The organism is Duganella vulcania (assembly GCF_009857655.1).
GTDB lineage: Bacteria > Pseudomonadota > Gammaproteobacteria > Burkholderiales > Burkholderiaceae_D > Rugamonas > Rugamonas vulcania.
This window is the reverse complement of record NZ_WWCX01000011.1, coordinates 93,272-118,007: the sequence shown is the minus strand read 5'-3', so window position 1 is coordinate 118,007 and position 24,736 is coordinate 93,272. Positions and strand designations below refer to the sequence as shown.

Annotated in this window: 25 protein-coding genes; 15 read left to right on the top strand and 10 right to left on the bottom strand. The window is 67.3% G+C overall.

All coding sequences use genetic code 11. The features are described 5' to 3' along the window. On the top strand, nucleotides 1-512 hold a 512-nt coding region (locus tag GTP90_RS10145; RefSeq protein WP_254451806.1), incomplete at its 5' end, for an MATE family efflux transporter. Nucleotides 513-558: 46 nt separating this feature from the next. Here GTP90_RS10145 and GTP90_RS10140 read toward each other — a convergent pair. From GTP90_RS10140 to GTP90_RS10110, 7 genes are all read right to left on the bottom strand, one after another. After that, on the bottom strand, nucleotides 559-969 hold the full coding sequence (locus GTP90_RS10140; RefSeq protein WP_117010798.1) for a type 2 periplasmic-binding domain-containing protein: 411 nt from the start codon (nucleotides 967-969) through the stop codon (nucleotides 559-561). A gap of 11 nt (nucleotides 970-980) precedes the next feature. After that, nucleotides 981-2,183, bottom strand: coding sequence for a hypothetical protein (locus GTP90_RS10135; protein ID WP_161083398.1), 1,203 nt, complete (start codon nucleotides 2,181-2,183; stop codon nucleotides 981-983). 243 nt (nucleotides 2,184-2,426) lie between these two features. Continuing rightward, entirely contained in the window at nucleotides 2,427-2,876 is a 450-nt protein-coding gene (locus GTP90_RS10130; RefSeq protein ID WP_161083397.1) for a carboxymuconolactone decarboxylase family protein, read from the bottom strand. Between the two features lie 82 nt (nucleotides 2,877-2,958). Then, the gene (locus GTP90_RS10125) at nucleotides 2,959-3,381 is read right to left on the bottom strand and encodes a hemerythrin domain-containing protein (protein WP_161083396.1); all 423 of its coding nucleotides are present in this window, start codon (nucleotides 3,379-3,381) and stop codon (nucleotides 2,959-2,961) included. A gap of 21 nt (nucleotides 3,382-3,402) precedes the next feature. Then, a complete protein-coding gene (locus GTP90_RS10120) occupies nucleotides 3,403-3,684 on the bottom strand; it encodes a TehB family protein (protein WP_161083395.1) in 282 nt (93 codons plus the stop codon). Then, nucleotides 3,681-4,076 carry a group III truncated hemoglobin gene (locus GTP90_RS10115; RefSeq protein WP_161083394.1) on the bottom strand — a complete coding sequence of 132 codons (396 nt, stop codon included), beginning with the start codon at nucleotides 4,074-4,076 and terminating at the stop codon, nucleotides 3,681-3,683. The genes GTP90_RS10120 and GTP90_RS10115 overlap by 4 nt, the downstream gene beginning before the upstream one ends. Nucleotides 4,077-4,166: 90 nt before the next feature. Beyond that, nucleotides 4,167-7,745, bottom strand: a complete 3,579-nt coding sequence (locus GTP90_RS10110) for a CHASE domain-containing protein (RefSeq protein ID WP_161083393.1) — start codon at nucleotides 7,743-7,745, stop codon at nucleotides 4,167-4,169. A 176-nt stretch (nucleotides 7,746-7,921) separates the two neighbouring features. Between GTP90_RS10110 and GTP90_RS10105 the strand changes: the two genes are divergently transcribed. From GTP90_RS10105 to GTP90_RS10085, 5 genes are all read left to right on the top strand, one after another. Further along, nucleotides 7,922-10,576, top strand: a complete 2,655-nt coding sequence (locus tag GTP90_RS10105; RefSeq protein ID WP_161083392.1) for a PAS domain-containing hybrid sensor histidine kinase/response regulator family protein — start codon at nucleotides 7,922-7,924, stop codon at nucleotides 10,574-10,576. A 122-nt stretch (nucleotides 10,577-10,698) separates the two neighbouring features. Beyond that, the gene (locus tag GTP90_RS10100; protein ID WP_161083391.1) at nucleotides 10,699-11,130 is read left to right on the top strand and encodes a DUF2141 domain-containing protein; all 432 of its coding nucleotides are present in this window, start codon (nucleotides 10,699-10,701) and stop codon (nucleotides 11,128-11,130) included. Between the two features lie 13 nt (nucleotides 11,131-11,143). Next, a complete protein-coding gene (locus GTP90_RS10095) occupies nucleotides 11,144-12,643 on the top strand; it encodes a carotenoid oxygenase family protein (protein WP_254451805.1) in 1,500 nt (499 codons plus the stop codon). A gap of 18 nt (nucleotides 12,644-12,661) precedes the next feature. Next, nucleotides 12,662-13,831, top strand: a complete 1,170-nt coding sequence (locus GTP90_RS10090; protein WP_161083390.1) for a sensor histidine kinase — start codon at nucleotides 12,662-12,664, stop codon at nucleotides 13,829-13,831. A gap of 20 nt (nucleotides 13,832-13,851) precedes the next feature. Continuing rightward, nucleotides 13,852-14,607: a LytR/AlgR family response regulator transcription factor gene (locus GTP90_RS10085; protein WP_254451809.1), complete on the top strand. Its 756-nt coding sequence runs from the start codon at nucleotides 13,852-13,854 to the stop codon at nucleotides 14,605-14,607. A 72-nt stretch (nucleotides 14,608-14,679) separates the two neighbouring features. On the opposite strand, the gene GTP90_RS10080 is transcribed toward GTP90_RS10085, so the two are convergent. Then, on the bottom strand, nucleotides 14,680-16,368 hold the full coding sequence (locus GTP90_RS10080) for an MFS transporter (RefSeq protein ID WP_161083389.1): 1,689 nt from the start codon (nucleotides 16,366-16,368) through the stop codon (nucleotides 14,680-14,682). A 196-nt stretch (nucleotides 16,369-16,564) separates the two neighbouring features. Here GTP90_RS10080 and GTP90_RS10075 point away from each other — a divergent pair, with 196 nt between their 5' ends. The 9 genes from GTP90_RS10075 to GTP90_RS10035 all read left to right on the top strand — a co-directional run bounded on the left by GTP90_RS10075 (nucleotide 16,565) and on the right by GTP90_RS10035 (nucleotide 23,682). Further along, nucleotides 16,565-17,743: an acetyl-CoA C-acyltransferase gene (locus tag GTP90_RS10075; RefSeq protein WP_161083388.1), complete on the top strand. Its 1,179-nt coding sequence runs from the start codon at nucleotides 16,565-16,567 to the stop codon at nucleotides 17,741-17,743. Between the two features lie 3 nt (nucleotides 17,744-17,746). Then, nucleotides 17,747-19,639, top strand: a complete 1,893-nt coding sequence (locus GTP90_RS10070) for an acyl-CoA dehydrogenase (protein ID WP_161083387.1) — start codon at nucleotides 17,747-17,749, stop codon at nucleotides 19,637-19,639. 14 nt (nucleotides 19,640-19,653) lie between these two features. After that, on the top strand, nucleotides 19,654-19,956 hold the full coding sequence (locus GTP90_RS10065; protein ID WP_161083386.1) for a Dabb family protein: 303 nt from the start codon (nucleotides 19,654-19,656) through the stop codon (nucleotides 19,954-19,956). 11 nt (nucleotides 19,957-19,967) lie between these two features. Then, the gene (locus GTP90_RS10060) at nucleotides 19,968-20,750 is read left to right on the top strand and encodes an SDR family oxidoreductase (RefSeq protein WP_161083385.1); all 783 of its coding nucleotides are present in this window, start codon (nucleotides 19,968-19,970) and stop codon (nucleotides 20,748-20,750) included. A gap of 14 nt (nucleotides 20,751-20,764) precedes the next feature. Then, nucleotides 20,765-21,763 carry an MDR family NADP-dependent oxidoreductase gene (locus GTP90_RS10055; RefSeq protein WP_161083404.1) on the top strand — a complete coding sequence of 333 codons (999 nt, stop codon included), beginning with the start codon at nucleotides 20,765-20,767 and terminating at the stop codon, nucleotides 21,761-21,763. Continuing rightward, nucleotides 21,763-22,668, top strand: a complete 906-nt coding sequence (locus tag GTP90_RS10050) for an SDR family oxidoreductase (protein ID WP_161083384.1) — start codon at nucleotides 21,763-21,765, stop codon at nucleotides 22,666-22,668. The genes GTP90_RS10055 and GTP90_RS10050 overlap by 1 nt, the downstream gene beginning before the upstream one ends. Nucleotides 22,669-22,834: 166 nt before the next feature. Then, the gene (locus GTP90_RS10045; protein WP_161083383.1) at nucleotides 22,835-23,053 is read left to right on the top strand and encodes a hypothetical protein; all 219 of its coding nucleotides are present in this window, start codon (nucleotides 22,835-22,837) and stop codon (nucleotides 23,051-23,053) included. Beyond that, nucleotides 23,050-23,484, top strand: a complete 435-nt coding sequence (locus GTP90_RS10040; protein WP_161083382.1) for a GNAT family N-acetyltransferase — start codon at nucleotides 23,050-23,052, stop codon at nucleotides 23,482-23,484. Before GTP90_RS10045 ends, GTP90_RS10040 begins: the two co-directional genes overlap by 4 nt. Nucleotides 23,485-23,514: 30 nt before the next feature. Continuing rightward, nucleotides 23,515-23,682, top strand: coding sequence for an SRPBCC family protein (locus GTP90_RS10035; protein WP_254451804.1), 168 nt, complete (start codon nucleotides 23,515-23,517; stop codon nucleotides 23,680-23,682). 31 nt (nucleotides 23,683-23,713) lie between these two features. Here GTP90_RS10035 and GTP90_RS10030 read toward each other — a convergent pair whose 3' ends face one another. Together GTP90_RS10030 and GTP90_RS10025 are read right to left on the bottom strand one after the other, a co-directional pair. After that, complete coding sequence (locus tag GTP90_RS10030; protein ID WP_161083381.1) at nucleotides 23,714-24,457, bottom strand: NRDE family protein; 744 nt, start codon at nucleotides 24,455-24,457, stop codon at nucleotides 23,714-23,716. Further along, entirely contained in the window at nucleotides 24,448-24,735 is a 288-nt protein-coding gene (locus GTP90_RS10025; protein WP_161083380.1) for a DUF4936 family protein, read from the bottom strand. The genes GTP90_RS10030 and GTP90_RS10025 overlap by 10 nt, the downstream gene beginning before the upstream one ends. Nucleotide 24,736 lies beyond the last annotated feature (1 nt).

Below are 24,736 nucleotides of genomic sequence, written 5' to 3'. Positions count from 1 at the left end.
GCGAATATGCAGAAATGCAGGAATTCGCGCACGCCGCGCGCCAACAGCTGGCCGTGCTGCCTACCACGCCGCAGCAGGTCGCGCTGGCGCGCGGGCTGGTGGTGTGCGTGCTGATCGCCGCCTGCGCCGCGCTGCTGGGCCGCTGGCTGCTGGGCTGGTTCACGCAGGACCAGGAGATCATCGCGGCCGGCGCCACGCTGCTGTGGCTGACCGTGGCGCTGGAGCCGGGCCGCACCTTCAACCTGGTGGTGATCAACGCGCTGCGCGCCGCCGGCGACGCGCGCTTTCCCGTGATGGCGGGCGCCCTGTCGATGCTGCTGGTGCTGGCCGGCGGCAGCTGGCTGCTGGGCGTGGTGCTGGGCTGGGGCTTGCCGGGCGTATGGATCGCCTACGCGGCCGACGAATGGATACGCGGCCTGATCATGTGGCGCCGCTGGCAGACCCACGCCTGGGTGCCGCACGCGAAGGCGTCGCGCAAGCGGCTGCGGCCGGCGATCGTGGTCGAGGGCTGACAAAAAAAATGGCGCCTCGCGGCGCCTTGTGCTGCGGTGCGCGGGCTTACTGCACCGTGAGGATGACCTTGACGGTGTCGTCGACCTGCGACTTCTCGATGTAGCCGATGGCCTGCGGATCGGCCGCCACGGCCTTCTTCACCTCGGCGCTGGAACCGAGTTCCTTCGGCGCGCTGGCCTTGCCGGTAAACACCAGCTTGGACCAGATGGCCTTGACCTGGGTGGCGTCCTTGTCCAGCACTTTTTTATAGAACTCGTTGCGCAGCGGGCCGTCGGTGTGCTCGATCGGCGTGAACAGCGTCGATTTTCCGAGGAAGAACTGGGCCGCCTGTTCGCTGAACATGCGGGTGGCCGGATTCTTCGGGCTGACGATGACCACGATCTCGGTCGCGAACACGGGCGCCACGGCCAGCCATGCGCCGGCCGCCAGCAGTACTTTTGCGATTGTCGTTTTCATGTGGCTGCTCCTCAGAAGACGAAATCGATGGCGGCGGCGTACACGTTGACGGTGCTGCCCGCAAAGCCTGGCTTGGCGTTGAGGAAGTAGCCGTCGCCGTCGCGCGTCTTGATGCGGTCCATCTGCACCTTGAACGCGGCCGACTTGTAGAAGTCCCAGCGCAGGCCGATGCCGGTGGTCGATTGCAGGCCGGACTTGATGGCGGCGTTGGTGCCGGCGGTCAGCGGGGCCAGCGGGCCGGTGGTGGGCATGGAAGCGAAGTCGCGGATGCTGTCCTGCTTGACGTCGCCGTGCACGATGAACGGCACGAACTTGCCGTAGCGGTAGCCGGCCATGATGTACCAGGAGCTGGTGTCCGGCACCAGGCGCGATTCGGTCTTGCGCTTGGCGTATTCGGCCTGGCCGATGATGTTGTTGTAGTCCATCGCGATGCCGGCCGAGGTGAAGGTGCCCTTGATGTCGGTGAGCTTGACCTCATTCGCCACCGAGGTCAGGCCGACCTTGTTCAGCGTGCCGACCAGCCCGGTCAGGCTGGCGTTGTCGTAGATGCCGAAGCTGGCCTGCGAGCGGCCCAGGCGATAGGTGAACGGGCCGTTCTCGACCACCAGCTGGGTCGAGATCACCGGCTTGAAGTCCACGTAGTAGTTGCCGGGCGCGCGCACCTTGGCGCGGCCGATCGCGGCCTGCGCGGTGACGGTGGTGTCGCCAAAGCTGTGCTGGTAGACCACGTCGCCGCCGTCGGCGTTGTCGGCCGTGACCTGGCGGTACACCTCGTTGGGCGGGCGCAGCATGGTGTTGGCGTAGCCGACGTTGCGCACGTCGGAGATCATGTAGACCGGCAGGCCGATGCGGCCCAGGCGCAGCGAGAAGTCGTCGTTGAGCTTGATCTTGGCGAAGGCCCATGCCAGCTCGGCGCCGAACTGGTCGTTATTGCCGGACTTGCGCACCAGGCCCTGCGCGGTGAACGAGATGGTGTCGCTCCACTTGGCGGTGGCCTGGATGCCGAGGTTGGAATCGACGCCGGGACGGGCGTCCTTGCCGACGCCGGAGGCCTGGTTGACGCGGTTGAATTCGGCCTGGTCGGAGTTGGTCATGGTCAGGGCGCCGGTGCCGAAGCCGCTGACGGTGATGGGCATGCCGTCCTGCGCATGCGCGGACGCGGCCAGGGCGCTGAGGACTGCTAAGGTGGTGATCGCAAGCTTGGGTTGTTTCATCGTGTACCCCTCCGTAGGTTAATGGCGACTTTGTATGTGGTGTTGTGCGCTTTTTTCAGTGTGGCCCGGAGAGGCGGTGGCGTGGGTGTTTTTCTGGCAAATTGTCACATTCCCGTTGTTCATCGGCAACAAATTGCATATTGGGAGCGTTATCACGTGATGCAAACGGCAAGCTTGCCTAAAGGCGGTCCTTGATTTGGACGGGGTTGTCGGCCGCTTGCCGGCCTGGCTGGAGCTGGACGTTTACGACACAATTGGGGGCGGCATTTTGCGGAAGCCGACGGCCAGGCGGTTCCACCCGTTGATGGTATTGATCGCCAGCGTCAGGTCCACTTGCTCCTTCGGCGAGAAGTGCGCCTGCAGCAGTTCGTAGTCGGCGTCCGGCGCGCGGGTGGCGGCCAGCTGGGTCAGGGCCTCGGTCCACGCCAGCGCGGCGCGTTCGCGGTCGGTGAAGAAGGGCGTCTCGCGCCAGACCGCCACGCCGTGCAGGCGCCGTTCGGTCTCGCCGGCCTTGCGGGCGTCGGTGGTGTGCATGTCGACGCAGTAGGCGCAGCCGTTGATCTGCGACGCGCGCAGCTTGACCAGTTCCAGCAGCGGCGCCTCCAGTCCCAGCTTGTTGACCGCGACTTCCAGCGCGATCATGGCCTTCATCGCGTCCGGCGAGGCGGTGTAGAAATCGATACGTGCGTTCATGGCGTGCTCCTTCGAAGTGGTTGATGCGTCCATTCTAGGAGACCCATCGCGGCCTGCGGGAGGCCAATCCGGCCGAAAAACGCTAGACCACGACGCGGGCCGATTCGATGGCGGGATAGAACTCGCGGTCTTCTCTTTTCATGCGCTCGTACAGCGTCCTGAGCACGCGGTTGGCCTCGTCGCGGAAGGTTTCGGGATGTTCGGCCAGCTGGCGCGGCGTGTTCCAGCGCCCGGCGAAGCCCAGGTAGTCGCCGGCGATGCCGTCCATCTCGCTGCGGTAGCGCTGGCTCATGCCGGCCAACATCGCGTTGCCGCTGGCCTCCAGCGCGGGGTAGAGCGCGCGGTCCTCGACGGCCAGGTGCAGCTTGATCACGCCGCTCATGGCGACAATGCGCTGCGAGATGTCGGCCGCGTGTTCGGCGATGCCGGTTTGTACCAGCCGCCGCAAGTCGGCGATGGCGCTCAGGATGTCGATATGCTGGTGCTTGAATTTGTCGATGTTCATGGTGGTTCCTGGTTGGGTAGGTTAGCGGTGGAAGTCGACCTGGAAGCGCACCGGCCCGACCACCTGCACCTCGTGCTCGACGCGCGGCTCGACCACGCCGTGGCGCTCGGGTGTCAGCAGCACTTCCTCGGGCGGCTGCGAAGGGTCGGTGATGCGGTACAGCAGGCTGCCCTCCAGCACGGTGATGCGGCCCCACACGTCGTCGGCGGTGGTGTGGGCGCGTTGCAGGGCGGCCGGCACGGTGTCCTGCGTGAAGACGGGGCTGCTGCGGTAGTGGGCGGCGTTGGCGGGGATGGTTTTCATGACGGCTCCTGGGGTGAGGCGACTTTCACTTCGCCGAAAAAGCCATATTGCAGGCTGGCGGCGATGCGGCGGGCGACGGTCTTGAATTCGGCCGCGTCGGCGGGGTTGAACAGGCGGGTGGCGGCCGCTTCGAACAAGGTCAGCCAGCGCAGGAAGTGCTCCGGCGTGACGCCGTTCAGCAGCATGTGCTTGCCGAAGACGTTGCCCTGGAAATTGCGGCTGCCCAGCATGACGGTGCTCCAGAAGTCGACCATGCGCGCCAGGTGCGGCGTCCAGTTGTCGCCGATGGCGACGTCGAACACCGGCTGCAGCACCGGGTCGGCGCGCACCTCGTCGTAGAACTCGTGGACCAGCGTGGCGATCGATTCGGGAGTCAGGGGCAGTGGGTTCATGATGGACTGGATGGCGCGTGAAATTAAACTGGCATTTGGAATACTACATTAATTTTTCCGGGAGCACAACCGGGGTGGGGCGTTGGAATTTCAGCGGCCGGCGGCGGCGCGCTGGGCGGCGGGCAGGTTGCGGGTGATCGCGCGCAGCATCTGCTCGACGTCGATCGGCTTGGCGATGAAGTCGTTCATGCCGGAGGCGATGCACTGCTCGCGTTCGGACAGCATCACGCCGGCCGTCATGGCCAGCACCGGCAGCTCCAGTTTGAGCTCGTTGCGGATGCGGGTGGTCGCCTCGAAGCCGTCCATCTCGGGCATCTGCACGTCCATCAGCACCAGGTCGTAGCGGTGGGCCTCGGTGCGCAGCAGGTCGAGCGCGGCGCGGCCGTTGTCGACCGCCTCGATGTGGGCGCCGGCGTAGGACAGCATGCTCTTGGCCACCAGCTGGTTGATCGGATTGTCCTCCACCAGCAGGATGCGCACGCCGTCGATGCGCTGGCCGGCCGGCGCGCCGGCGTCGGCGCTGGCCGCCACCGGCGCGCCCGCCAGCGCCTGCTGCAAGGTCTCGTTCAGCCGCGCCATCGTGACGGGTTTGAGCAGCACCGCGTTGGCCGCGTCGGCGCCGTCGGTGTGCAGCAGCTTGCCCTGGCCGAAGGCGCTCACCATCAGGATGATGGCGGGGCAGTTCCGCGGCATGGCGGCGCGGATGGCCTGCATGGTTTCCAGGCCGTTCATGCCGCGCATGTCCCAGTCGACCAGGATGGCGTCGTAGCGCGTGGCGGCCGCGCGCAGCAGGGCCAGCGCCTGTTCGCCGGAACCGGCGCGCTCGCAGCTCCAGCCGCGCGCGCCGATGGTGCGGCACAGGTAATCGGCGCTGACCGCGTCGTCGTCCACCACCAGCAGGTGCTGGGCCGGCAGCGGCGTGCCGGCCTGCGGCAGGTCGGCGCCGCGTTGCAGCGGCACGGTCAGCATGAAGGCGCTGCCGGCGCCGGCGTCGCTTTGCACGGCGATCTCGCCGCCCATCAGCGCGGCGATGCGGCGCGAGATGGCCAGTCCCAGGCCGGTGCCGCCGAAGCGGCGCGTCATCGAGGCGTCGGCCTGCGAGAACGGCGCGAACAACTGCGCCAGCTGGTCGGGCGGGATGCCGATGCCGCTGTCGCGCACCGTTAAGCGCAGCGTGAGCGCGCCGGTCTGGCCGCCACCAACGCGCTCCACCAGCACCGTCACCGAGCCCTTTTCGGTGAACTTGATGGCGTTGCCGACCAGGTTGATGAGGATCTGCTGCAGGCGGTGGCCGTCGCCGACCAGCGACTGCGGCACGTCGGCCTCCACGCCGATCGCCAGCTCCAGGTCCTTCTCGCCGGAGTTGACCGTCATGATGGTGGCGATGGCCTCCAGCACGGCGCTCAGCTGGAACGGCGCGGGCGCCAGCTCCATGCGTCCGGCCTCGATCTTGGAGAAGTCCAGCACGTCGTTCAGGATGCTGAGCAGCGAGTTGCCGGACGACCGTATCATCTCCAGGTATTTCTGCTGGTCGGGCGAGAGCGCGGTGTTGTTGAGCAGGTGGGTCATGCCCAGCACGGCGTTGAGCGGCGTGCGGATCTCGTGGCTCATGTTGGCGACGAACTCGGACTTGGCGCGGCTGGCCGCCTCCGCCAGGTCGCGCGCGGTGATCAGCGAGCTTTCCGATTCGCGCAGCGCCGCGGTCTTTTCCTCGGCCAGCGCGGCGGCGTAGGCCTGGCGCGCGGTCAGGGCCCGCACCACGCCGAAGAACAACAGGCTGATGATGGCGCCGGCCAGCAGCACGATGTGGGACTTCTGGCGGTCGATGGAATTCTCGAACGCCGGCAGGGAAGTGAAACGCAGCGTCCAGCGGTGGTGCAGCAGCACCAGCGGCGCAGTGCGCAGGTAGGGGTTGGGATACTGCAGCTTGTCGCTGTCGCTGCGGTTGCCGCTGGCGTACAGGCGGCCGGCGGGCGTGGTGTCCGGGCCGTCGAAAATCTCCAGCAGCACCACGTGGTCGGATGGGTCGAGCAGGCCGGCCATCATGTCGTCGGCGCGGATCGGGCTGTTGGCGTAGCCCTGCAGCGTCTCGACGCGCGGCGCCGGCCCGTCCTGCTTGCGGTAGATCGGGAAGTACATCAGGAAGCCCGGGCGGCCCTCGCCGGTATCGTTCTGCACCAGCGTCACCTTGGCCGATAGCACCGGCTCGCCGGTGCGCGCCGCCTCCAGCAGCGCCGCCCGGCGGATCGGCTCGGACATCATGTCGTAGCCGAAGGCGCGCAGGTTCTGGCCCTGGAACGGCTCCAGGTACAGCACCGGGACGGACGCCGCGCCCAGGGCGGCGCCCGGCCGGGTCCAGACGCGGAAGTCCGGGTGGCCCTGCGCGCGCACCCGCCGCTCCAGCGCGTCGCGCTGCTCCGCCTGCACCAGCGGGCTGTAGCCCAATCCCATCATGCCGGGGAAGCTGCGCCGCAGGTCGAGCGCCTCGACATAGCCACGCCACTGCGCGCGGCTGGGTTCCGGCTCCGCGTTGAACAGCGCGCGGGCGCCGCGCAGGCCCGATTCGTACAGGGCCATGCGGGCGCTGATGCGTTCGGTGATGTCGCCACATTCGGTGTCGAACTGCTGGCGCGCGCGGCGCTCGGTGTTGAGCGCGACCAGGTGCCAGACCACCACCGTCAGGCCCAGGCCGACCAGCAGCGTGGCCCACTGCGCGGCGCTGCGGCCGTGCACCGCGCCGCTCATGCGCCGGCGTTCGCTGGCGTCGGCGCACAGCACCATGCCGATCACGCTGCACAGCACGACGAAGCTGTCGAGCGCGATCAGCGCGTCGTTCAGCGTGCCCACCGCGAACGGCCCCAGGCCGCGCACGGTGCACAACACGGCGCCGCCGGCGGTCGCGATGCACGACACGGTGGCGCCGCGCAGGCCGTAGCGGTAGGACGCCCACGCCACGCACACCATGAACAGGTAGGGCAGCCAGCCGGGATCGTCGTCCGAGGTGTAGCGGCGGCCGAAGATGCCGGCGATCAGCGCCGCCAGCAGCAGCAGCGACAGCGCCGCCTCCAGCACGGCCGGCCAGCGCCAGCGCCGCCGGCGCCACGCCAGGATGGCCGGCGCCACCAGCAGCATGCCGGCAACGTCGCCCACCCACCAGGTCAGCGCCACGGTGTTGAAGGCGCCGGCCGGCACCAGGCCACCCAGCACCAGCGTGGTGCTGCCGATGCCGGCGCTGACCAGGCACACCAGCAGCGCGACGATGGCGAACTTGTAGACGTCCTGCAGCTGGCGCAGGGGGCGCGAGGTGTCGGTGTAGCGGCGCATCAGCCAGGCGCCGGCCAGCGCCTCCAGCGTATTGCCGACCGCGATCAGCAGCGACGCGGTCACCAGCCCGGTGGTGAACGGCAGGCCGTTGGTGGTGAAGGTGGACAGGTTGGCGGCCAGCGCGCCCAGCAGGATGGCCGGCCAGGCCCGCTGGCCCATCAGCAGGATGGCGGCAAAGGCGATACCGGACGGCGGCCAGACCGGGGTGGCGTTGGTGTGGGCGAAGGCCAGCATCAGGCTGGCGTTGGCGATCAGGTAGTAGCAGGCGGTCAGCAGCACCAGCGCAAGCGGTGTGGGGCTGGACGGGGCGGTGGACGGCGTGGCCGGAGCGGAGCCTGCTCGCATGGCGATCGATTGGATTGTCTCGGTGGCAATCACTATACCCCGAAACCGGGCGGCGCTGGGTGGCGCGGCAGCCGCCATCCGCGCAAATTTGTTGGGTTTATGCAGTACAACCATAGCCAAACGGGGGGGCAGCATGTAATACTTTGATATCATCTTTCTAGTGAGTGGCGCTGCTCATGGCGTTGAAACAGTATCTGCCGTCCACCCTCAGGTCGCGCCTCAGCGGCCTGGTCATGCTGCTGGTGCTGGGCGCCACCGTCATCGTGACGGTGGTGGCGCTGATGCTGGCCGAGCGCGACATGAAGGAAGTGATCGGCAGCCAGCAGTATGCCTTGCTGTCCGGCGCCGCGGCCCACATCGACGAGCACCTGGCGGGCAAGAAGGCGATGCTGGCGGCGCTGGCGGAATCGCTGCCGCCGGCCACGCTGCGCGACCCCGTGGCGCTGCGCGCCTATCTGAAGGCGCGGCCGACCGCGCGCAGCCAGTTCTCGTTCCTGGAAATCTACGACGCCGACGGCGTGCTGACCGGCGCGCTGGAGGAGGCCATGCCGCAGCAGGCGTTCCGCGCGGCCGGCCAGGAGTGGTTCGACCTGACGCTGGCGCGCAGGCGCGGCGTGGTGTCGGCGCCGTTCGCCAGCAAGCTGGCCGGCGCGCCCACGGTGCTGATCACCGCGCCGGTGTTCGACAGCGAAGGCCGCGTGGCGCTGGTGCTGGCCGGCGGCATCAACCTGCTGCACTACGCGCCGTTCGAGTCGCTCAGCGCGCTCAAGCCGGGCAGCACCGGCTTCACCTTCATCATGACGGCCGAAGGCATCCTGCTCAGCCATCCGAACAAAAAGCGGCTGCTGCACAGCATCAACGAGCGGCCCGGCACCAACCGCGCGACCGAAATGGCGCTCGGCGGCTTCCAGGGCTGGACCGAGGCGGAGAACAAGGACCAGGTCATGGGGATCTATTCCTACCGCCGCCTGCAGCACGCGCGCTGGATCGTCGCGGCGCGCTTCCCCAGCGACGAGGCGCTGGCGCCGCTGCGGGCCTTGCGCTACGAGGCCGCCGCCGCCGCGATGGCGTTCACCGGCCTGGCTGGCCTGCTGTCGTGGCTGGGCATCGCGCGCCTGCTGCGGCCGTTGCAGCGGCTGCGGCGCAATGTCGTCGAGATCAAGAACAGCCGCGCCGGCATCCAGGTGCTGCAGCTGGACCGCAAGGATGAAATCGGCGAATTGAGCGGCGCCTTCTACCGGCTGATGGCCGAACGCGAGGCGGCCCAGCTGCGCACCTTCGAAAGCGAGAAGCGGGCCCGCATCCTGGCCGACAATCTGCCGCTGCTGATCGCCTACCTGGACCGCGACAAGCGCTACCTGTTCACCAACGAATACTACCGGGTGCAGTTCGGCATCGATCCGCACACGATGCTGGGCAAGACCGTATCCGAAGTCTTCGGCGCTTCCGCCGACAACTGGCTGGGCGACCTGGACCAGGCCTTGCAGGGCGGCCGGCTGCATTACGAGCGCGCGTTCGAGCGGCGCGGCCAGCTGGTGCACTTCCTGGTCGACCTGGTGCCGGACATCGCCGCCGGCGGCGAGGTGGTGGGCACCTACCTGATGGCGATGGACATCACCGACCGCAAGAACGCGGAGCTGATGCAGGCGGCCGGCGAGCAGCGCGCCGCCGCCGCCAGCCGCGCCAAGAGCGAGTTCGTGGCCAATATGAGCCACGAGATCCGCACGCCGATGAACGCGGTGCTGGGCGTGGCCTATTTGCTGGGGAACACGGAGCTGAGCGCGCAGCAGGCCGAGTACGTGGATATGATACGGTCGTCCGGCAACGTCCTGCTGGGCATCCTGAACGATGTGCTGGACTTCTCCAAGATCGAGGCCGGGCGCATGGAACTGGCGCCGGCCCCGTTCCAGCTGGACGAGGTGCTGGAGGCGGTAAACACGGTGATGATGGCCAATGTGGCGGCCAGCGGCCTGCAGCTGACCATTGCCACCGACGCCGCCGTGCCGCGCGCGCTGGTGGGCGACGCCATGCGGCTGCAGCAGATCCTGATCAATTTGGTCGGCAACGCCATCAAGTTCACCGAGCGCGGGCAGGTGCTGCTGCGGGTGGAGCGGTCGGCCAACAGCATGGCAGGCCACGCGGGCGATGCGGTGGGCCTGCGCTTTGTGGTGCGCGACACCGGCATCGGCATGGACCTGGAGCAGCAGAGCCGTTTGTTCGAAGCGTTCAACCAGGCCGACGCCTCCACCACGCGCCGCTTCGGCGGCACCGGACTGGGATTGGCGATCTGCCGCCGCCTGGCCGAGTTGATGGGCGGCGATATCGCCGTCACCAGCAAGCCGGGCGAGGGTAGCGAGTTTGTCGTCACGCTGCCGTTCCTGCTGCCGCGGGCCGAGGCCCACGCCGTGCCGGCGGACGACAACGACGACCCGGCGACGCACCGGCTCAAGGGGCTGCGCCTGCTGCTGGTGGAGGACCATCCGCTGAACCAGGTGGTGGCGCGCGGCATGCTGGAATACGCCGGCGCCAGCGTCGACGTGGCGGAAAACGGCCAGCTGGCGGTCGATTGCCTGCGCGAGCGTTCCGACGACTACGACATCGTGCTGATGGACGTGCAGATGCCGGTGATGGACGGTTTCGCCGCGACCGCCGTGATACGGCGGGAGCTCAAGCTGGACCTGCCGATCCTGGCGATGACGGCGGGCGTGATGCAATCGGAGCAGGAACGCTGCATTGCCGCCGGCATGAACGATTTCATCGCCAAGCCGATCGACGTCGAGCAGATGCTGGACATCATTTCGCGCCATATTCCGGCCGGGCGCCAGCGCTGAGCCCTTGCAGTTGGCGGCGCCTGGCTGCATTTCGCGCCGGGCGCGCGCATTTCGTCGCATCGTCCTCCGGGGCGGTGGGGCGCCGGCTAGAGTGGAGCCACATTCACTCACCGGAGCCCACCATGCGATCCACCAGCCTTGCCGCCTTCGTCCTGTCCACCATATCCGCCCTGATGCTGGCCGCCGCGCCGGCCGGCGCCGCCGACCTGAAGATCGCCGTGACCGGCGTGGCCAGCGCCAATGGCACGATCATGGTCGCGCTGTACAACTCCGCCGAAACCTTCCAGCAGAAGCCGTTCCGCGCGGCCGCGGCGCAGGCCGTGGCGGGCACCACCCAGATCGAGTTCAAGGACCTGCCGGCCGGCGAATACGCCTTCTCGCTGTACCACGACGCCAACGGCAACGGCAAGATGGACGCCAACCTGGTCGGCGTCCCGACCGAGGACTACGCCTTCAGCAACAACGCCATGGGCAAGTTCGGTCCGCCGAAGTTCGCGGCCGCGCGCTTCGCGCTGCCCGCCGACGGCGCCGTGCAAAGCGTCAGCCTGCACTGACCGGGAGCCGAACATGAACCACACGATGAACAGCCGCCGCAAGTTCCTGTCCCGTGGCATTGGCCTGGCCGCGCTGGGCCTGGGCTCCGGCGCAGCATGGGCGGACAGCGACACCTACCGCCGCTTCCACCAGGCGCTGGACCACGATCCAAGGCTGCTGGCGTATGCCGGCATCGAGGGCGAGTTGTCCGGCGACGCGGCGATCCACGGCCGCATGCCGGATGACCTGCGGGGCGTCTTCTACCGCAACGGGCCCGGACGGTTCGAGCTGGGGGGCGAGCGCTATCACCACTGGTTCGACGGCGACGGCTACGTGCAGCGCTGGCAGGTCGGCGGCGGCAAGGTCGCGCATCGCGGCCGCTTCGTCGCCACCCAGAAGTTCACCGAGGAGACCGCGGCCGGCCAGTTCCTGTATCCCGCCTTCGGCACCTACATCGACCGCAGGCCGGTCAAGACCAACGACACCATCAACGTCGCCAACACCAACCTGGTGCCGTTCGCTGGCCACGTGTACGCCTTGTGGGAAGGCGGATCGGCCATCGAAGTCGATCCGCAAACGCTGGAGACGCGCGGCATCAAGACCTGGCGTCCGGACCTGCGGTCGATGCCGTTCTCCGCGCATCCGAAATCCGATCCCGACGGCGGCCTGTGGAACTTCGGGAACATGCCGGGCGCGGACAAGCTGGTGATCTACCGCCTGGACCCGGCCGGGCAGGTGGCGCGCACCGCCGTGATCGACGTGCCGCAACTGAACATGGTGCACGACTTCGCCGTCAGCGCGCGCCACCTGATCTTCCTGGTGCCGCCGTACGACATGAAGCCCGGCCGGGAGACCAGCTACGGCGAGAGCCTGCGCTGGGCCGGCGACACGCGGCCGTTGCGCGTGGTCGTCATCGCCAAGGACACGCTGCAGCTGCGGCAGGTGTTCGAACTGCCGGCGCGCTCGGTCTTCCACTTCGGGAACGCGTTCGAAGACGGCGCCTGCACGCGGCTGGACGTGGTGCTGCACCAGGGCGACACGCTGCCCCAGCTGGGCACCATGATGCGCGGCGAGATACAGCCATTCCGCGACGGCTCCAGCACCGTGCAGCTCACGCTGGACTACGCGGCCGGCCAGGCGCGCGAGGCGAGGCTGTTCGGCGCCAGCGAGTTCCCCCGGGTGTCGCCGCAGGTGGTGTCGGTGCGGCACCGCAGGCTGGCGGTGCTGGGCGTGGCGCCCGGCACGCCGGACGACAGCTTCAACACCGTGAACCTGATCGACACCGACAGCGGCAAGGCGGACAGCTATCGCTTCGACGCCGGCTGGGTGGCGGAGGAGCATGTGCTGGTGCCGCGTCGCGGCGCGCGGTCCGAGACCGACGGCTACCTGGTTGGCGTGGCGCAGGACACGCGGCGGCGGCAAACGGTGTTGACGGTGTTTGATGCACACAACGTCAAGGCCGGCCCGCGGGCGATGGCGCGGCTTTCTTATGCCTCGCCGCCCTGCATTCATGGTAACTTTCTGGCGGCCTGAAAATTTTTGGAAACAGCGATGAACCACCGCAGCACACAAGCCCCGCCGATGGCGCACCCCCTGGACCTGATGCCGTTCTTCCGGCGCTGGCCATCGTCGACCCGGCGCAACCTGCTGTACACGCTGATCTGGAATTTGGGTCTGGCCACGGTGCTGACGGCAGTCGAGATGCATTGGTCGAACTATGAGCAGCCGGTGGTCAAGCACTGGCTGCCGATGCTGTTGATTACGAACCTGATCGGCTTCCTGATCCACTTCGGCAATCTCCTGGCCAATGCCGTCAGCGGCGGCTGGCCGCGCCGCGCGCGGGGATTGCCACGGATGGTGTTCAGCTCCTCGCTGGTGGTGGTCTGCGTGCCGCTGGGTCTCGGCATCGGCAACGCGCTGTTGAGCGGGAAGAGCGTCTTTCAGTTCATGGCCAACCGCGACGCACTGGTCCAGACGCTGGTGGTGGCGGCGGCGGTGGCCTTGCTGATGTACCTGGTGAGCAGCAGCGCGGAGCGCAAGGTCGCGCAAGCGATGGAAAAGGCGCGGCAGCAGGAACTGATCGCCTCCAGCGCGCGCATGTTGGCGGAGGCGCGGTTGCGGGCCTTGCAGGCGCAAATCGAACCCCACTTCCTGTACAACACGCTGGCCAACGTGGTGAGCCTGATCGGCCCGCAGCCCGCCAAGGCCCAGCATATGCTGGAGCGCTTCATCGACTACCTGCGCGCCAGCCTGGCTGCCAGCCGCAGCGAGGAGGCCACGCTGGGTTCCGAGGCCAGGCTGATCGCGGCCTATCTGGACGTGCTGGCGGTGCGCATGGGCGAACGGCTGCGCTACCGCATCGAGGTGCCGGACCGGCTGCGCCAGTTCGCCATCGCGCCGATGCTGCTGCAGCCGGTGGTGGAGAACGCCATCTCGCACGGCCTGGAACCGAAGGTGGAGGGCGGCGAGATCGTCGTCAGCGCGGTGGAGCTGGGCGAGCACCTGTGCGTGCAGATCAGCGACACCGGCGTTGGCCTGGGCAGCACCATGTCGGCCAAGCCGGGCGGCGGGGTAGGCCTGAGCAATCTGCGCGAACGGCTGCGCAGTTTGTATGGCGGCGCGGCTCGGGTAGAATTATTGGAAAACCAACCCTGCGGCATGATGGTGCGCCTGATGCTGCCTTTGAATGCGAGTCCGACATCGATACACTCCGAGCACTGATCGCCGATGACGAAGAACATCTGCGCGACTATCTGGAAGGCCAGCTGAAAACCGCGTGGCCGGAATTGAAGGTGGTGGCCAAGGCTGCCAATGGCCTGGAAGCGCTGCGCCTGATCGACGAGGAGGCGCCGGACGTGGTGTTCCTCGACATCCGCATGCCCGGCATGACGGGGCTTGATGTGGCGGCCCGGCTGGTGGCGGGCGCCAAGCCGCCGCGCATCGTCTTCGTCACGGCCTTCGACCAGTACGCGGTGGACGCGTTCGAGCATTCCGCGGTCGATTATCTGCTGAAGCCAGCCAGCCTGGAACGGCTGGAGAAAACGGTGGGCAAGCTGAAGGCGGCGCTGCGTCCCAGCGAGCCGGCGGCCGCGGGGGGCATCACGGCGGCGACGCTGCAGGCGCTGTTGCAGCAGCTGGGCGGCGCGGCGCCTGTGGCGCCGGCGCCGGCGCCATCGCTGCAATGGATACGCGCCTCGCAAGGCGAGCAGACGCGCCTGATCGCCATCGACGAGGTGATTTACTTCCAGAGCAACGACAAGTACACCAGCGTGTTCCTGGCCGACGGCGAGAGCCTGATCCGCACGCCGATCAGCAAGCTGCGCGAACAGCTCGACGAGCAGCAGTTCTGGCAGATCCACCGCAGCGTGATCGTCGCCGCGCGCCACGTGGCCGGCACCCGCCACGATTTCCGCGGCCGCCTGATGGTGCAGCTCAAGGGCCGCGACGAGCAGCTGGTCGTCAGCCGCAACTACGTCGACCTGTTCCGGCAGATGTAAAAAAGCCCCGTGTGGCATTGCAACGATCGTCGCAATGCACACACGGGGCTCTGTAACGCTATCCGGCCCGGCTTAATCGTGGGCGTAGATGTCGTTGTCCTTGGTCTCGCCGACGAACAGCGCACCGATCACCGCGGTGATCAGCGCGACGACGATCGGATACCACAGGCCGTAGAAGATGTCGCCCTTGAAGGCCACCAGCGCGAACGAGATGGTCGGCAGCAGGCCGCCGAACCAGCCGTTGCCGATATGGTAGGGCAGCGACATCGAGGTGTAGCGGATGCGGGTCGGGAACATCTCCACCAGCATCGCGGCGATCGGGCCGTACACCATGGTCACATACAGCACGAGGATGAACAGGATCACAACCATCATTGGCTTGTTGATCTGCGTGTCGTCAGCCTTGGCGGGATAGCCGGCGCCCTTGACGGCGGCGGCGACTTCCTTCTTCAGCGCGGCTTCGGCATCCTTGCTGGCCTTGTCGAAGTTCAGGCCGTCCGGCGTCATGGTGGCGTTGAAGGAGGTGATTTCCTTGTCGCCGACCTTGATCTTGGCGACGCTGCCGGCCGGCGCTTCCTGCGTGGTGTAGTTGACCGAGGCCTGCGACAGCATGCCGGTCGCGATATCGCACGACGATGGGAATTTCTTCTGGCCGGTCAGGTTGAACTGGAAGTGGCACGACGCTGGGTCGGCCACCACCACCACCGGCGAATTTTTCAGCGCGGCTTCCAGCGCCGGATTGCCGTAGTGGGTCAGCGCGCCGAACAGCGGGAAGTAGGTCGCCGCAGCGATCACGCAGCCGCCCAGGATGATCCACTTGCGGCCGATGCTGTCGGACAGCTTGCCGAAGAAGATGAAGAACGGGGTCGCCAGCGCCAGCGAAATGGCGGTCAGGATGTTGGAGGTGGCGCCGTCGATCTTCAGCACTTGCGTCATGAAGAACAGCGCGTAGAACTGGCCGGTGTACCACACCACCGCCTGGCCCATGGTCAGGCCGACCAGCGCCAGGACCACCACCTTCAGGTTGCGCCATTGGCCGAACGCTTCGCTCAGCGGCGCTTTCGAGGTCTTGCCTTCAGCCTTCATCTTGGCGAAGGCGGGCGACTCGTTCATCGACAGGCGGATCCACACCGATACGCCCAGCAGCAGCACCGACACCAGGAACGGCACGCGCCAGCCCCACGCGGCGAATTCCTTCTCGCCGATGGCGGTGCGGGTGCCCAGGATCACCAGCAGCGACAGGAACAGGCCCAGCGTGGCGGTGGTCTGGATCCACGAAGTGAAGGAGCCGCGCTTGCCGTGCGGCGCGTGCTCGGCCACGTAGGTGGCCGCGCCGCCGTACTCGCCGCCCAGCGCCAGGCCTTGCAGGATGCGCAGCGAGACCAGGATGATGGGAGCGGCGATGCCGATCTGCTCATGGCCCGGCAGCAGGCCGACAATGAAGGTGGACGCGCCCATGATCAGGATGGTGATCAGGAAGGTGTACTTACGGCCGATCATGTCGCCGAGGCGGCCGAACACCAGCGCGCCGAATGGGCGCACAATGAAGCCGGCGGCAAAGGCCAGCAGCGCGAAAATGAAGGTGGTGGTTGGATCGCCGATGAAGAACTGCTTGGCGATGATCGGTGCGAGCGAACCGTACAGATAGAAATCGTACCATTCGAAAATCGTGCCCAGCGAGGACGCGAAGATCACCTTGCGTTCTTCCGGCGTGATGCCGCCGCCGGCGGGCAGGTTTGCGGTACCTGGTGATGTTGCCATATTTGTCTCCTGTAATTTTTTGGATTTCCCCAGCTGAGATAGTTACAACTTTGTCAGCTTGCGCCCAGTGTGGCCCGCGAAGCTTACGTCAAGCTTGCTTGAAACTTACACGAAACTTACAGAAATATTTGCGAACGACCGTACTAAAATATGCTATTCTCGATTCACTAAAAACACCCACTCATAGGAGACTTTCATGATCGACGCCGTCATTGTTTCAACCGCCCGCACAGGTTTGGCCAAGTCGTGGAAAGGCGCGTTCAACATGACGCACGGCGCCACGCTGGGCGGCCACGCGCTGCAGGCGGCGATCAGCCGCGCCGGCATCGAGGCGGGCGAGGTGGAGGACGTGCTGATCGGCTGCGCCAACCCCGAGGGCGCCACCGGCGGCAACATCGCTCGCCAGATCGCGCTGCGCGCCGGCTGCCCGGTGACCACCGGCGGCATGACCGTCAACCGTTTCTGCTCATCGGGCCTGCAGACCATCGCCAGCGCGGCCCAGCGCATCATCGCCGGCGAGGGCGACATCTACGCCGCCGGCGGCGTGGAGTCGATCTCCTGCGTGCAGCAGGAAATGAACCTGCACATGTACAAGGATGTCTGGCTGGACCAGCACAAGCCTGAAATCTACTGGACCATGCTGCAGACGGCGGAAACCGTGGCCAAGCGCTACAACATCAGCCGCGAGCGCCAGGACGAATACGGCGTGCAGAGCCAGCAGCGCGCCGCCGCCGCGCAAGCGGCCGGCCTGTTCGACGCCGAGATCGTGCCGATGACCACCGTCATGGGCGTGGCCGACAAGGCCAGCGGCATGCTGCTGACCCGTGAAGTGACCATCTCGGCCGACGAGGGCATCCGCGCCGACACCACCTACGAAGCGGTCTCCAAGATCCGCAGCGCGATGCCGGGCGGCGTCATCAGCGCCGGCAACGCCAGCCAGTTCTCTGACGGCGCCTCGGTCGCCATCGTCATGAGCGCGCAGGCCGCGGCCGCCAAGGGCCTGCAACCGCTGGGCATCTTCCGCGGCTTCGCGGTAGCCGGCTGCGAGCCGGACGAGATGGGCATCGGTCCCGTGTTCGCCATTCCCAAGCTGCTGAAGAAGGCCGGCCTGAAGGTCGAGGACATCGGCCTGTGGGAGTTGAACGAAGCCTTTGCCGTGCAGGTGCTGTACTGCGCCGACAAGCTGGGCATCCCGATGGACCGCCTCAACGTCAACGGCGGCGCGATCGCGGTCGGCCATCCGTACGGCGTGTCGGGCGCGCGCCTGACCGGCCATGCGCTGTTGGAGGGCAAGCGCCGTGGCGTCAAATATGTGGTGGTCACCATGTGCATCGGTGGCGGCCAGGGAGCGGCAGGCCTGTTCGAAGTGGTGTAAGCCATGCGGTCCCTACTGCTGTCGCGCCGCGACCTTGGCTTCATGCTGTACGAGTGGCTGGACGCGGAGGCGCTGACCCGGCGCGCCCGCTTCAGCGATCACAACCGCGAAACCTTCGATGCCGCCATCGACACGGCCGAGCAGCTCGCCACCGAGCTGTTCGCGCCGCACAACAAGAAGGGCGACAGCCAGGAGGCGCACGCCGTGCCGGGCGAGGGTTGCCTCAGCGTCGAGCACATTCCCGAAGTGAAGACGGCGCTGGACGCCTACTCGGCCGCCGGCCTGATGGCGGCCGGGCAGGACTACGAGCACGGCGGCATGCAGCTGCCGGTGGTGGTGCAGAAGGCCTTGTCCGCGTACTTCACGGCGGCCAACGTCGCCACCAGCGCCTACACCTTCCTGACCATGAGCGGGGCCAACACCTTGCTCAAGAGCGCCACGCCGGAACAGGTGCGCCGCTACGCCGAGCCGATGTTCGCCGGCCGCTACTTCGGCACCATGTGCCTGTCGGAGCCGCAGGCCGGCTCGAGCCTGTCCGACATCACCACCCGCGCCGTGCCCGACCCGCAGCCCGGCCTTGAGGGCGAGCGCCAGTTCCGCCTCAGCGGCAACAAGATGTGGATCTCGGCCGGCGAGCACGAGCTGTCGGACAACATCATCCACCTGGTGCTGGCCAAGATCCCTGGCCCGGACGGCAAGCTGATCCCGGGCGTGAAGGGCATCTCGCTGTTCATCGTGCCCAAGTTCCTGGTCAACGACGACGGCAGCCGTGGCGAGCGCAACGACGTCGTGCTGGCCGGCCTGAACCACAAGATGGGCAACCGCGGCACCAGCAACTGCCTGCTCAACTTCGGCGAGGGCAAGTTCCAGCCGCAGGGCAGGGGCGGCGCCATCGGCTACCTGGTTGGCCAGCCGCACCAGGGCCTGGCCAATATGTTCCACATGATGAACGAGGCGCGCATCGCGGTCGGCCTGGGCGCGGCCGTGCTGGGCTACACCGGCTACCTGCACGCGCTGGACTACGCGCGCAACCGCCCGCAGGGACGCCATCCGGCGCAAAAGGACCCGGCCCAGCCGCAACTGCCCATCATCGAACACACCGACGTGCGGCGCATGCTGCTGGCGCAGAAGGCCTACGTCGAGGGCGGCCTCGGCCTGGTGCTGTACAGCGCCCGCCTGGTCGACGAGCAGAACAGTGCCGAGACGCCGGAAGCGCGCGAACATGCGGGCCGCCTGCTGGACTTCCTGACGCCGATCACCAAGTCCTGGCCGTCGCAGTGGTGCGTGGAGGCCAACAGCCTGGCGATCCAGGTGCACGGCGGCTACGGCTACACGCGCGAGTACAACGTCGAACAGTTTTATCGCGACAACCGCCTCAACGCCATCCACGAAGGCACGCACGGCATCCACGGCCTCGACCTGCTGGGCCGCAAGGCCAGCATGCAGGACGGCGCCCTGTTCAAGGCCTTCGGTGCCGAGCTGCGCAAGACGGTGCGCAAGGTGCGCGGCAGCGTCGGCGCGCCGGATGCGGTGCCGGCTGGCTTGGCGGAGATCAGCCAGGAGCTGCTGGCGCACGCCGATGCGCTGGACGCGGCCTGGCAGGCAGTGGAAGTCGTCACGCAAAAGCTGTATGCTGCCGGCGACATGAACAAAACCCTGGCCAACGCCAGCCTGTACCTGGAAGCGGTCGGCCACGTGGTGGTCGCCTGGATCTGGTTGCAGCAGGCCTTGCTGGCGGCCGCCGCGCTGGATAGCGGCGACGCCGACTTCTATCGCGGCAAGCTGCAAGCCTGCCGTTATTTCTTCCGCTGGGAATTGCCGAAGGTCGAACAGCAGCTGGAACTGCTGGCCAGCATAGACACCACCACGCTCGACATGCGCGACGCGTGGTTCTAGACAAGCGAGACAAGATGATCAAGCACATCGTAATGTGGAAATTGAAGGACCATGCCGAGGGCGCCGACCGCGCCGCCAACGCGGCCAAGATGAAGACGCTGCTGGAAGGCTGCGTCGGCCTGGTGCCCGGCCTGCTGAAGCTGGAGGCCGTCGTGGCCCAGCCGGGCCTGGAGGCGACCTATGACGTGATGATGTACTCCGAGTTCACCGACAAGGCCGCGCTGGACGAGTACCAGAACCATCCCGACCATGTGGCGATCAAGCCGTTCTTCGCCGCCGTGCGCGACGCGCGCCAGTGCATGGACTACGAAATCTAAGGACACCGACTATGCGTACTACCCAAGAATTGTTTTCCCTGGCCGGCAAGACCGCGCTGATCACCGGCGGCTCGCGCGGACTGGGCCTGCAGATGGCGCTGGCGCTGGGCGAGCAGGGCGCCAAGGTCGTCATCTCCTCGCGCAAGCAGGCGGACCTGGACGAGGCGGTCGCCTTCCTGACCAGCCACGGCGTCAACGCCCATGCGGTCGCCGCCGACCTGTCGCAGGACGCGCATGCGGACGCGCTGGTCACTGCCGCGCTGGCCCACCTCGGCCACATCGACATCCTGATCAACAACGCCGGCGCCAGCTGGGGCGCGCCGGCCGAGGATCATCCGGTCGAAGCCTGGGACAAGGTGATGAACCTGAACATCCGCAGCATCTTCGTGGTGTCGCAGCTGGTGGGCAAGCGCTCGATGATCCCGCGCGGCTACGGCCGCATCATCAACATCGCCTCGATCGCCGGCCTGGCCGGCAACCCGCCCGGCACCATGCAGACCATCGCCTACAACACCTCGAAGGGCGCGCTGGTCAACTTCACGCGCACGCTGGCCGGCGAGTGGGGCCGCCACGGCATCACCGTCAACGCGCTGGCGCCGGGCTTCTTCCCGTCCAAGATGACCAAGGGCCTGCTGGAGAAACTGGGACCGGACGAGCTGTCCAAGGACGCGCCGCTGGGCCGCCTGGGCGACGACGAGGACTTGAAAGGCGCGGCGGTGCTGTTCGCCTCCGACGCGGGCAAGCACATCACCGGCCAGATCCTGGCGGTGGACGGCGGCGTGTCGGCGGTGTGACGATGACGTTGGAGATCCCCAAGACGTTCCATCGCATCGTCATGGCCTCGCGTCCGCGCGGGCCGGTGGCGGCGGAGAATTTCAGGATGGAGACGGTGGACATGCGCCCGCTGGACGACGGCGAGGTGCTGGTGCGCAACCACTACCTGTCGCTGGACCCGTACATGCGCGGGCGCATGAGCGCGGCCAAGAGCTATGCCGCCTCGCAACAGCTAGACCACACGATGATAGGCGGAACGGTTGGCCAGGTGGTGGCCTCGCGCAACGATTACTTCAAGGTCGGCGAGTTCGTCGGCGGCATGCTGGGCTGGGCCGAGATGGGCGTGTCCGACGGCGTGTTGCTGCGCAAGCTGGACACCACGCGCATTCCGCTGTCGGCCTACCTTGGCGTGGTCGGCATGCCCGGCATGGCGGCGTGGTATGGCTTCAACCAGATCCTTGAGGCGGCGGCGGGCGATACGGTGGTTGTGTCGGCGGCCAGTGGCGCGGTCGGCAGCGTGGCCGGGCAGCTGGCCAGGCTGCGGGGCTGCCGCGTGGTCGGCATCGCCGGCGGGCCGGAGAAGTGCGAGTATGTGGTCAAGCAGCTGGGCTTCGACGCCTGCGTCGACCACAAGGCCGGCGACCTGGAGGCCGACCTGGCGGCGGCCACGCCGGAAGGCGTCGACGCCATCTTTGAAAACGTCGGCGGCGCCTGCCTCGACGCCGCGCTGGCGCGCACCAACGCCTACGCCCGCGTGGCGCTGTGCGGGCTGATCGCCGGCTTCGACGGCAAGGAACTGCCGATCAAGCATTCGCGCCTGCTGCTGCTCAACCGGCTGACGCTGCGCGGCTTCATCGTCACCGAGCACATGGAATTCTGGCAGCAGGGCTTGCAGGAGCTGGGCGCGCTGGTCGCCAATCATCAGATCAAATACCGCGAAACGGTAGCGGAAGGCCTCGCGGCCGCGCCGCAAGCGTTCATGGGCCTGCTGCAAGGGCATAACTTCGGCAAACAACTGGTCAAGCTCATCTAATGAAAACATTCAGGGACAAGGTCGTCGTCATCACCGGCGGCGCAAGCGGTTTGGGGCGCGAATTCGCCAACGTGGCGGCGCGCGAAGGCATGAAGCTGGTGCTGGCCGACGTCCAGGCCGATGCGCTGGAATGCGCGGTGGACGCGCTCAAGGCGCAGGGCGCCGCCGTCATCGCGCGCCTGTGCGACGTGCGCAAGGGCGAGCAGGTGCAGGCGCTGGCCGACGCCGCCATCGCCGAATTCGGCGCCGTGCACCTGGTGTTCAACAACGCCGGCGTCGGTTCGGGCGGGCTGATCTGGGAAAACACCGAGGCCGACTGGGAATGGGTGATGGGCGTGAACGTGTGGGGCGTGATCCACGGCGTGCGCATCTTCACCAGGCTGATGCTGGAGTCGGCCAAGAGCGATCCTTCGTTCGAGGGCCACATCGTCAACACGGCGTCGATGGCGGGCCTGCTGAACGCGCCGGCGATGGGCGTGTACAACGTCTCCAAGCACGCGGTGGTGGCGCTGTCGGAGACTTTGTACCAGGATCTGCAACTGGTTGGCGCGCCGATCGGGACATCGGTGCTGTGTCCGTATTTTGTGCCGACCGGGATCAGCCAGTCGCACCGCAACCGTCCCGAGGACGTGCGCATGACGCAAGGCCCGACCGCCAGCCAGCTGGCGGCCCAGGCCATGACGGACAAGGCGGTCTCGTCGGGCAAGGTGTCGGCGCAGGATGTGGCGGAGATGACGTTCAAGGCCGTCGCGGACGGCGACTTCTACATCTACTCGCATCCGGGCGCGCTGGCCGGCGTGCAGGAGCGCATGGAGCACATCGTCGCCGGCAGCAACCCCGGCGATCCGTATGCCGCCACGCCGCATGTGCGCGAGGCATTGCGGGCAAGGATGAAGCCGGGCTGATATTGTCGTGTGCGCGGCCATCAGCCGCGCAGCAGCATGGCGCTACCTTGCCGCAGACCGCTGCGTCGCCAGGTCATGCCGCGCCCTCCATGGCGGCTGGAGCATCGGTCGAAGACATGGTGCGCGACGCGGATTGGGCGTGGCGGCGGGCGCGCCGGAGCTCTACATGGAACAGCTTGCGACCAACAAGATAGTGACCGCCATGAACCCCGACAGCGTGGTCTATCCGCAGGAAATGCTCGACGGCTGGACCAAGACCATCAGCGCCCGGCAACGGGCCGATGCGGAGGCGCAGGCCGAGCGCATCTTCCAGGCGTGGAAGCGCCGCACGACGGCGCCGCATGCGACAATCACGCCTTCCGCAACTAGCCAAGCAAGCCGATGACCCTCACCGCCAAGCACGACATCCGCACCGGAGACTGGACCGCCCTCAACGCCGACGCGAAACTGATACGCTTTGAAGTCTTCGTCGAAGAACAGAAAGTCCCCGCCGAGCTGGAGATGGACCACATGGACGCGGCCTGCCTGCACGCGGTGGCCTACGCTGCGGACGGCACGCCGGTCGGCACCGGGCGCCTGCTGCCGGACGGTCACATCGGCCGCATGGCGGTGCGCCAGTTCGCGCGCGGCAGCGGCGTCGGCGGCGCCTTGCTGCAAGTGCTGATGGCGCAGGCGCGCGCCCGTGGCGACAAGCAGGTGGTGCTGAGCGCGCAATCGCACGCCGCCCCGTTCTACGAGCGCCACGGCTTCGCCATCGACGGCGACGAATTCTTCGAGGCCGGCATCGCCCACATCAATATGCAGTACACCTTTTAAGGGGCGCAAGCATGACGGACATCGTCGAGGATGTCGATCCCAGGGTGGATGGAGCCGCTGCCCAACGGCGGCACCCGCTACATCGCCTGCGCCCGCCACAAGGACGAGGCCACCGTCGAAGCGCACAAGCAGATGGGTTTCCGGGATGGCTGGGGCAAGGCGCTTGACCAGCTGATCGCCCACATGAAGCAGCAGTAAAGCGCCCGGCGGCTGATAGCCGCAAGGCGGCCTAGTGGATCAGCATCTCCTGCAGCGTGGCCGGCGCTTCCGCATATAGCTTGACCACGGTTGAGGTGCGCGTGCCGTAGCTCGGGCTCTCGATGCGCACCGCCGACAGCATGCGCTCCAGGTCCAGCGGCACACCGGTCTCGGGCAGGCGCTGGTCCGGCGCGGGCGTGGTGTCGGCCAGCATTTCGAAGTAGGCGTCATCCGGCGCGCCCAGGCACAGCAGGCTCGCGAACTGGGCCTTGGTCTTGAGCACCTTGGGCCACGGCGCATCGAGCAGCGCGTTCGACAGGCCGTACACGCCCGGCTCCAGCGGCTTGCCGTTGCGCGGATCGGCGTCGCCACGGTTGGAGAACCAGATCAGCGTCTCGCCGTCGCTCAGCACCAGGTTGAAGCCGTTGTAGGCGCCCGCGTCGGCGCGGATGGCGTCGACGTATTCCTGCGGCGTCATGCAGCCGGCCAGGAAGTCGGCCACCAGGCGGCCGCGCGAGGGCGCGTCGTCACGGTGCTCGGACGGCGCGCGGATGTTGGTGATGGCGGCGAAACGCGAAGCCTTGCCGCACTCGGCCGGCTGGGCGATGCCCATCCAGCTGCCGCCGGCCTGCAGGTCGCGGCCGGCGAAGATCTGCGGATGTTCGGGCCACGGGGCCGCCGGCGCGGTGGCGCGCTGGTAGAACTCGTCGCGGTTGGCGGCGGCAACCAGCGGCACGGCCGGGATCACCCGCCAGGCAAAGACGATCAGGCACATGGGACTAGATCCGTAAAGATTTCGGTGTGGCGCGGGCCGGCAGTCCAGGCGGCCAGGCCGGCTTGCGCGACGGCGGCGTCCAGCGCGCCGGCGAATCCGGCCGGCGTGGCGGCGTAGACCTCCATCCAAGTCTGCATGCCGTCCTTGACTTCCGGGCGGCGCTTGAGCTGGCATGCGACAGCGTGCCGCGCGCCCAGCGCCGCCTGCATCGGGACGACCGCCGCCAGCAAGGACGCCGCGTCGGCATCCTTGACCTGATAATAAATGTAGAAGTCCATG

Coding starts and splice junctions, on each gene's coding strand:
- GTP90_RS10080 (WP_161083389.1), bottom strand. CDS start 16,368: ATGGCAACATCACCAGGTACCGCAAACCTGCCCGCCGGCGGCGGCATC.
- GTP90_RS10125 (WP_161083396.1), bottom strand. CDS start 3,381: ATGAACATCGACAAATTCAAGCACCAGCATATCGACATCCTGAGCGCC.
- GTP90_RS10090 (WP_161083390.1), top strand. CDS start 12,662: ATGAACCACCGCAGCACACAAGCCCCGCCGATGGCGCACCCCCTGGAC.
- GTP90_RS10135 (WP_161083398.1), bottom strand. CDS start 2,183: ATGAAACAACCCAAGCTTGCGATCACCACCTTAGCAGTCCTCAGCGCC.
- GTP90_RS10105 (WP_161083392.1), top strand. CDS start 7,922: ATGGCGTTGAAACAGTATCTGCCGTCCACCCTCAGGTCGCGCCTCAGC.
- GTP90_RS10095 (WP_254451805.1), top strand. CDS start 11,144: ATGAACCACACGATGAACAGCCGCCGCAAGTTCCTGTCCCGTGGCATT.
- GTP90_RS10030 (WP_161083381.1), bottom strand. CDS start 24,457: ATGTGCCTGATCGTCTTTGCCTGGCGGGTGATCCCGGCCGTGCCGCTG.
- GTP90_RS10120 (WP_161083395.1), bottom strand. CDS start 3,684: ATGAAAACCATCCCCGCCAACGCCGCCCACTACCGCAGCAGCCCCGTC.
- GTP90_RS10100 (WP_161083391.1), top strand. CDS start 10,699: ATGCGATCCACCAGCCTTGCCGCCTTCGTCCTGTCCACCATATCCGCC.
- GTP90_RS10045 (WP_161083383.1), top strand. CDS start 22,835: ATGGAACAGCTTGCGACCAACAAGATAGTGACCGCCATGAACCCCGAC.
- GTP90_RS10130 (WP_161083397.1), bottom strand. CDS start 2,876: ATGAACGCACGTATCGATTTCTACACCGCCTCGCCGGACGCGATGAAG.
- GTP90_RS10065 (WP_161083386.1), top strand. CDS start 19,654: ATGATCAAGCACATCGTAATGTGGAAATTGAAGGACCATGCCGAGGGC.
- GTP90_RS10110 (WP_161083393.1), bottom strand. CDS start 7,745: ATGCGAGCAGGCTCCGCTCCGGCCACGCCGTCCACCGCCCCGTCCAGC.
- GTP90_RS10040 (WP_161083382.1), top strand. CDS start 23,050: ATGACCCTCACCGCCAAGCACGACATCCGCACCGGAGACTGGACCGCC.
- GTP90_RS10075 (WP_161083388.1), top strand. CDS start 16,565: ATGATCGACGCCGTCATTGTTTCAACCGCCCGCACAGGTTTGGCCAAG.
- GTP90_RS10035 (WP_254451804.1), top strand. CDS start 23,515: ATGTCGATCCCAGGGTGGATGGAGCCGCTGCCCAACGGCGGCACCCGC.
- GTP90_RS10140 (WP_117010798.1), bottom strand. CDS start 969: ATGAAAACGACAATCGCAAAAGTACTGCTGGCGGCCGGCGCATGGCTG.
- GTP90_RS10060 (WP_161083385.1), top strand. CDS start 19,968: ATGCGTACTACCCAAGAATTGTTTTCCCTGGCCGGCAAGACCGCGCTG.
- GTP90_RS10070 (WP_161083387.1), top strand. CDS start 17,747: ATGCGGTCCCTACTGCTGTCGCGCCGCGACCTTGGCTTCATGCTGTAC.
- GTP90_RS10115 (WP_161083394.1), bottom strand. CDS start 4,076: ATGAACCCACTGCCCCTGACTCCCGAATCGATCGCCACGCTGGTCCAC.
- GTP90_RS10025 (WP_161083380.1), bottom strand. CDS start 24,735: ATGGACTTCTACATTTATTATCAGGTCAAGGATGCCGACGCGGCGTCC.
- GTP90_RS10050 (WP_161083384.1), top strand. CDS start 21,763: ATGAAAACATTCAGGGACAAGGTCGTCGTCATCACCGGCGGCGCAAGC.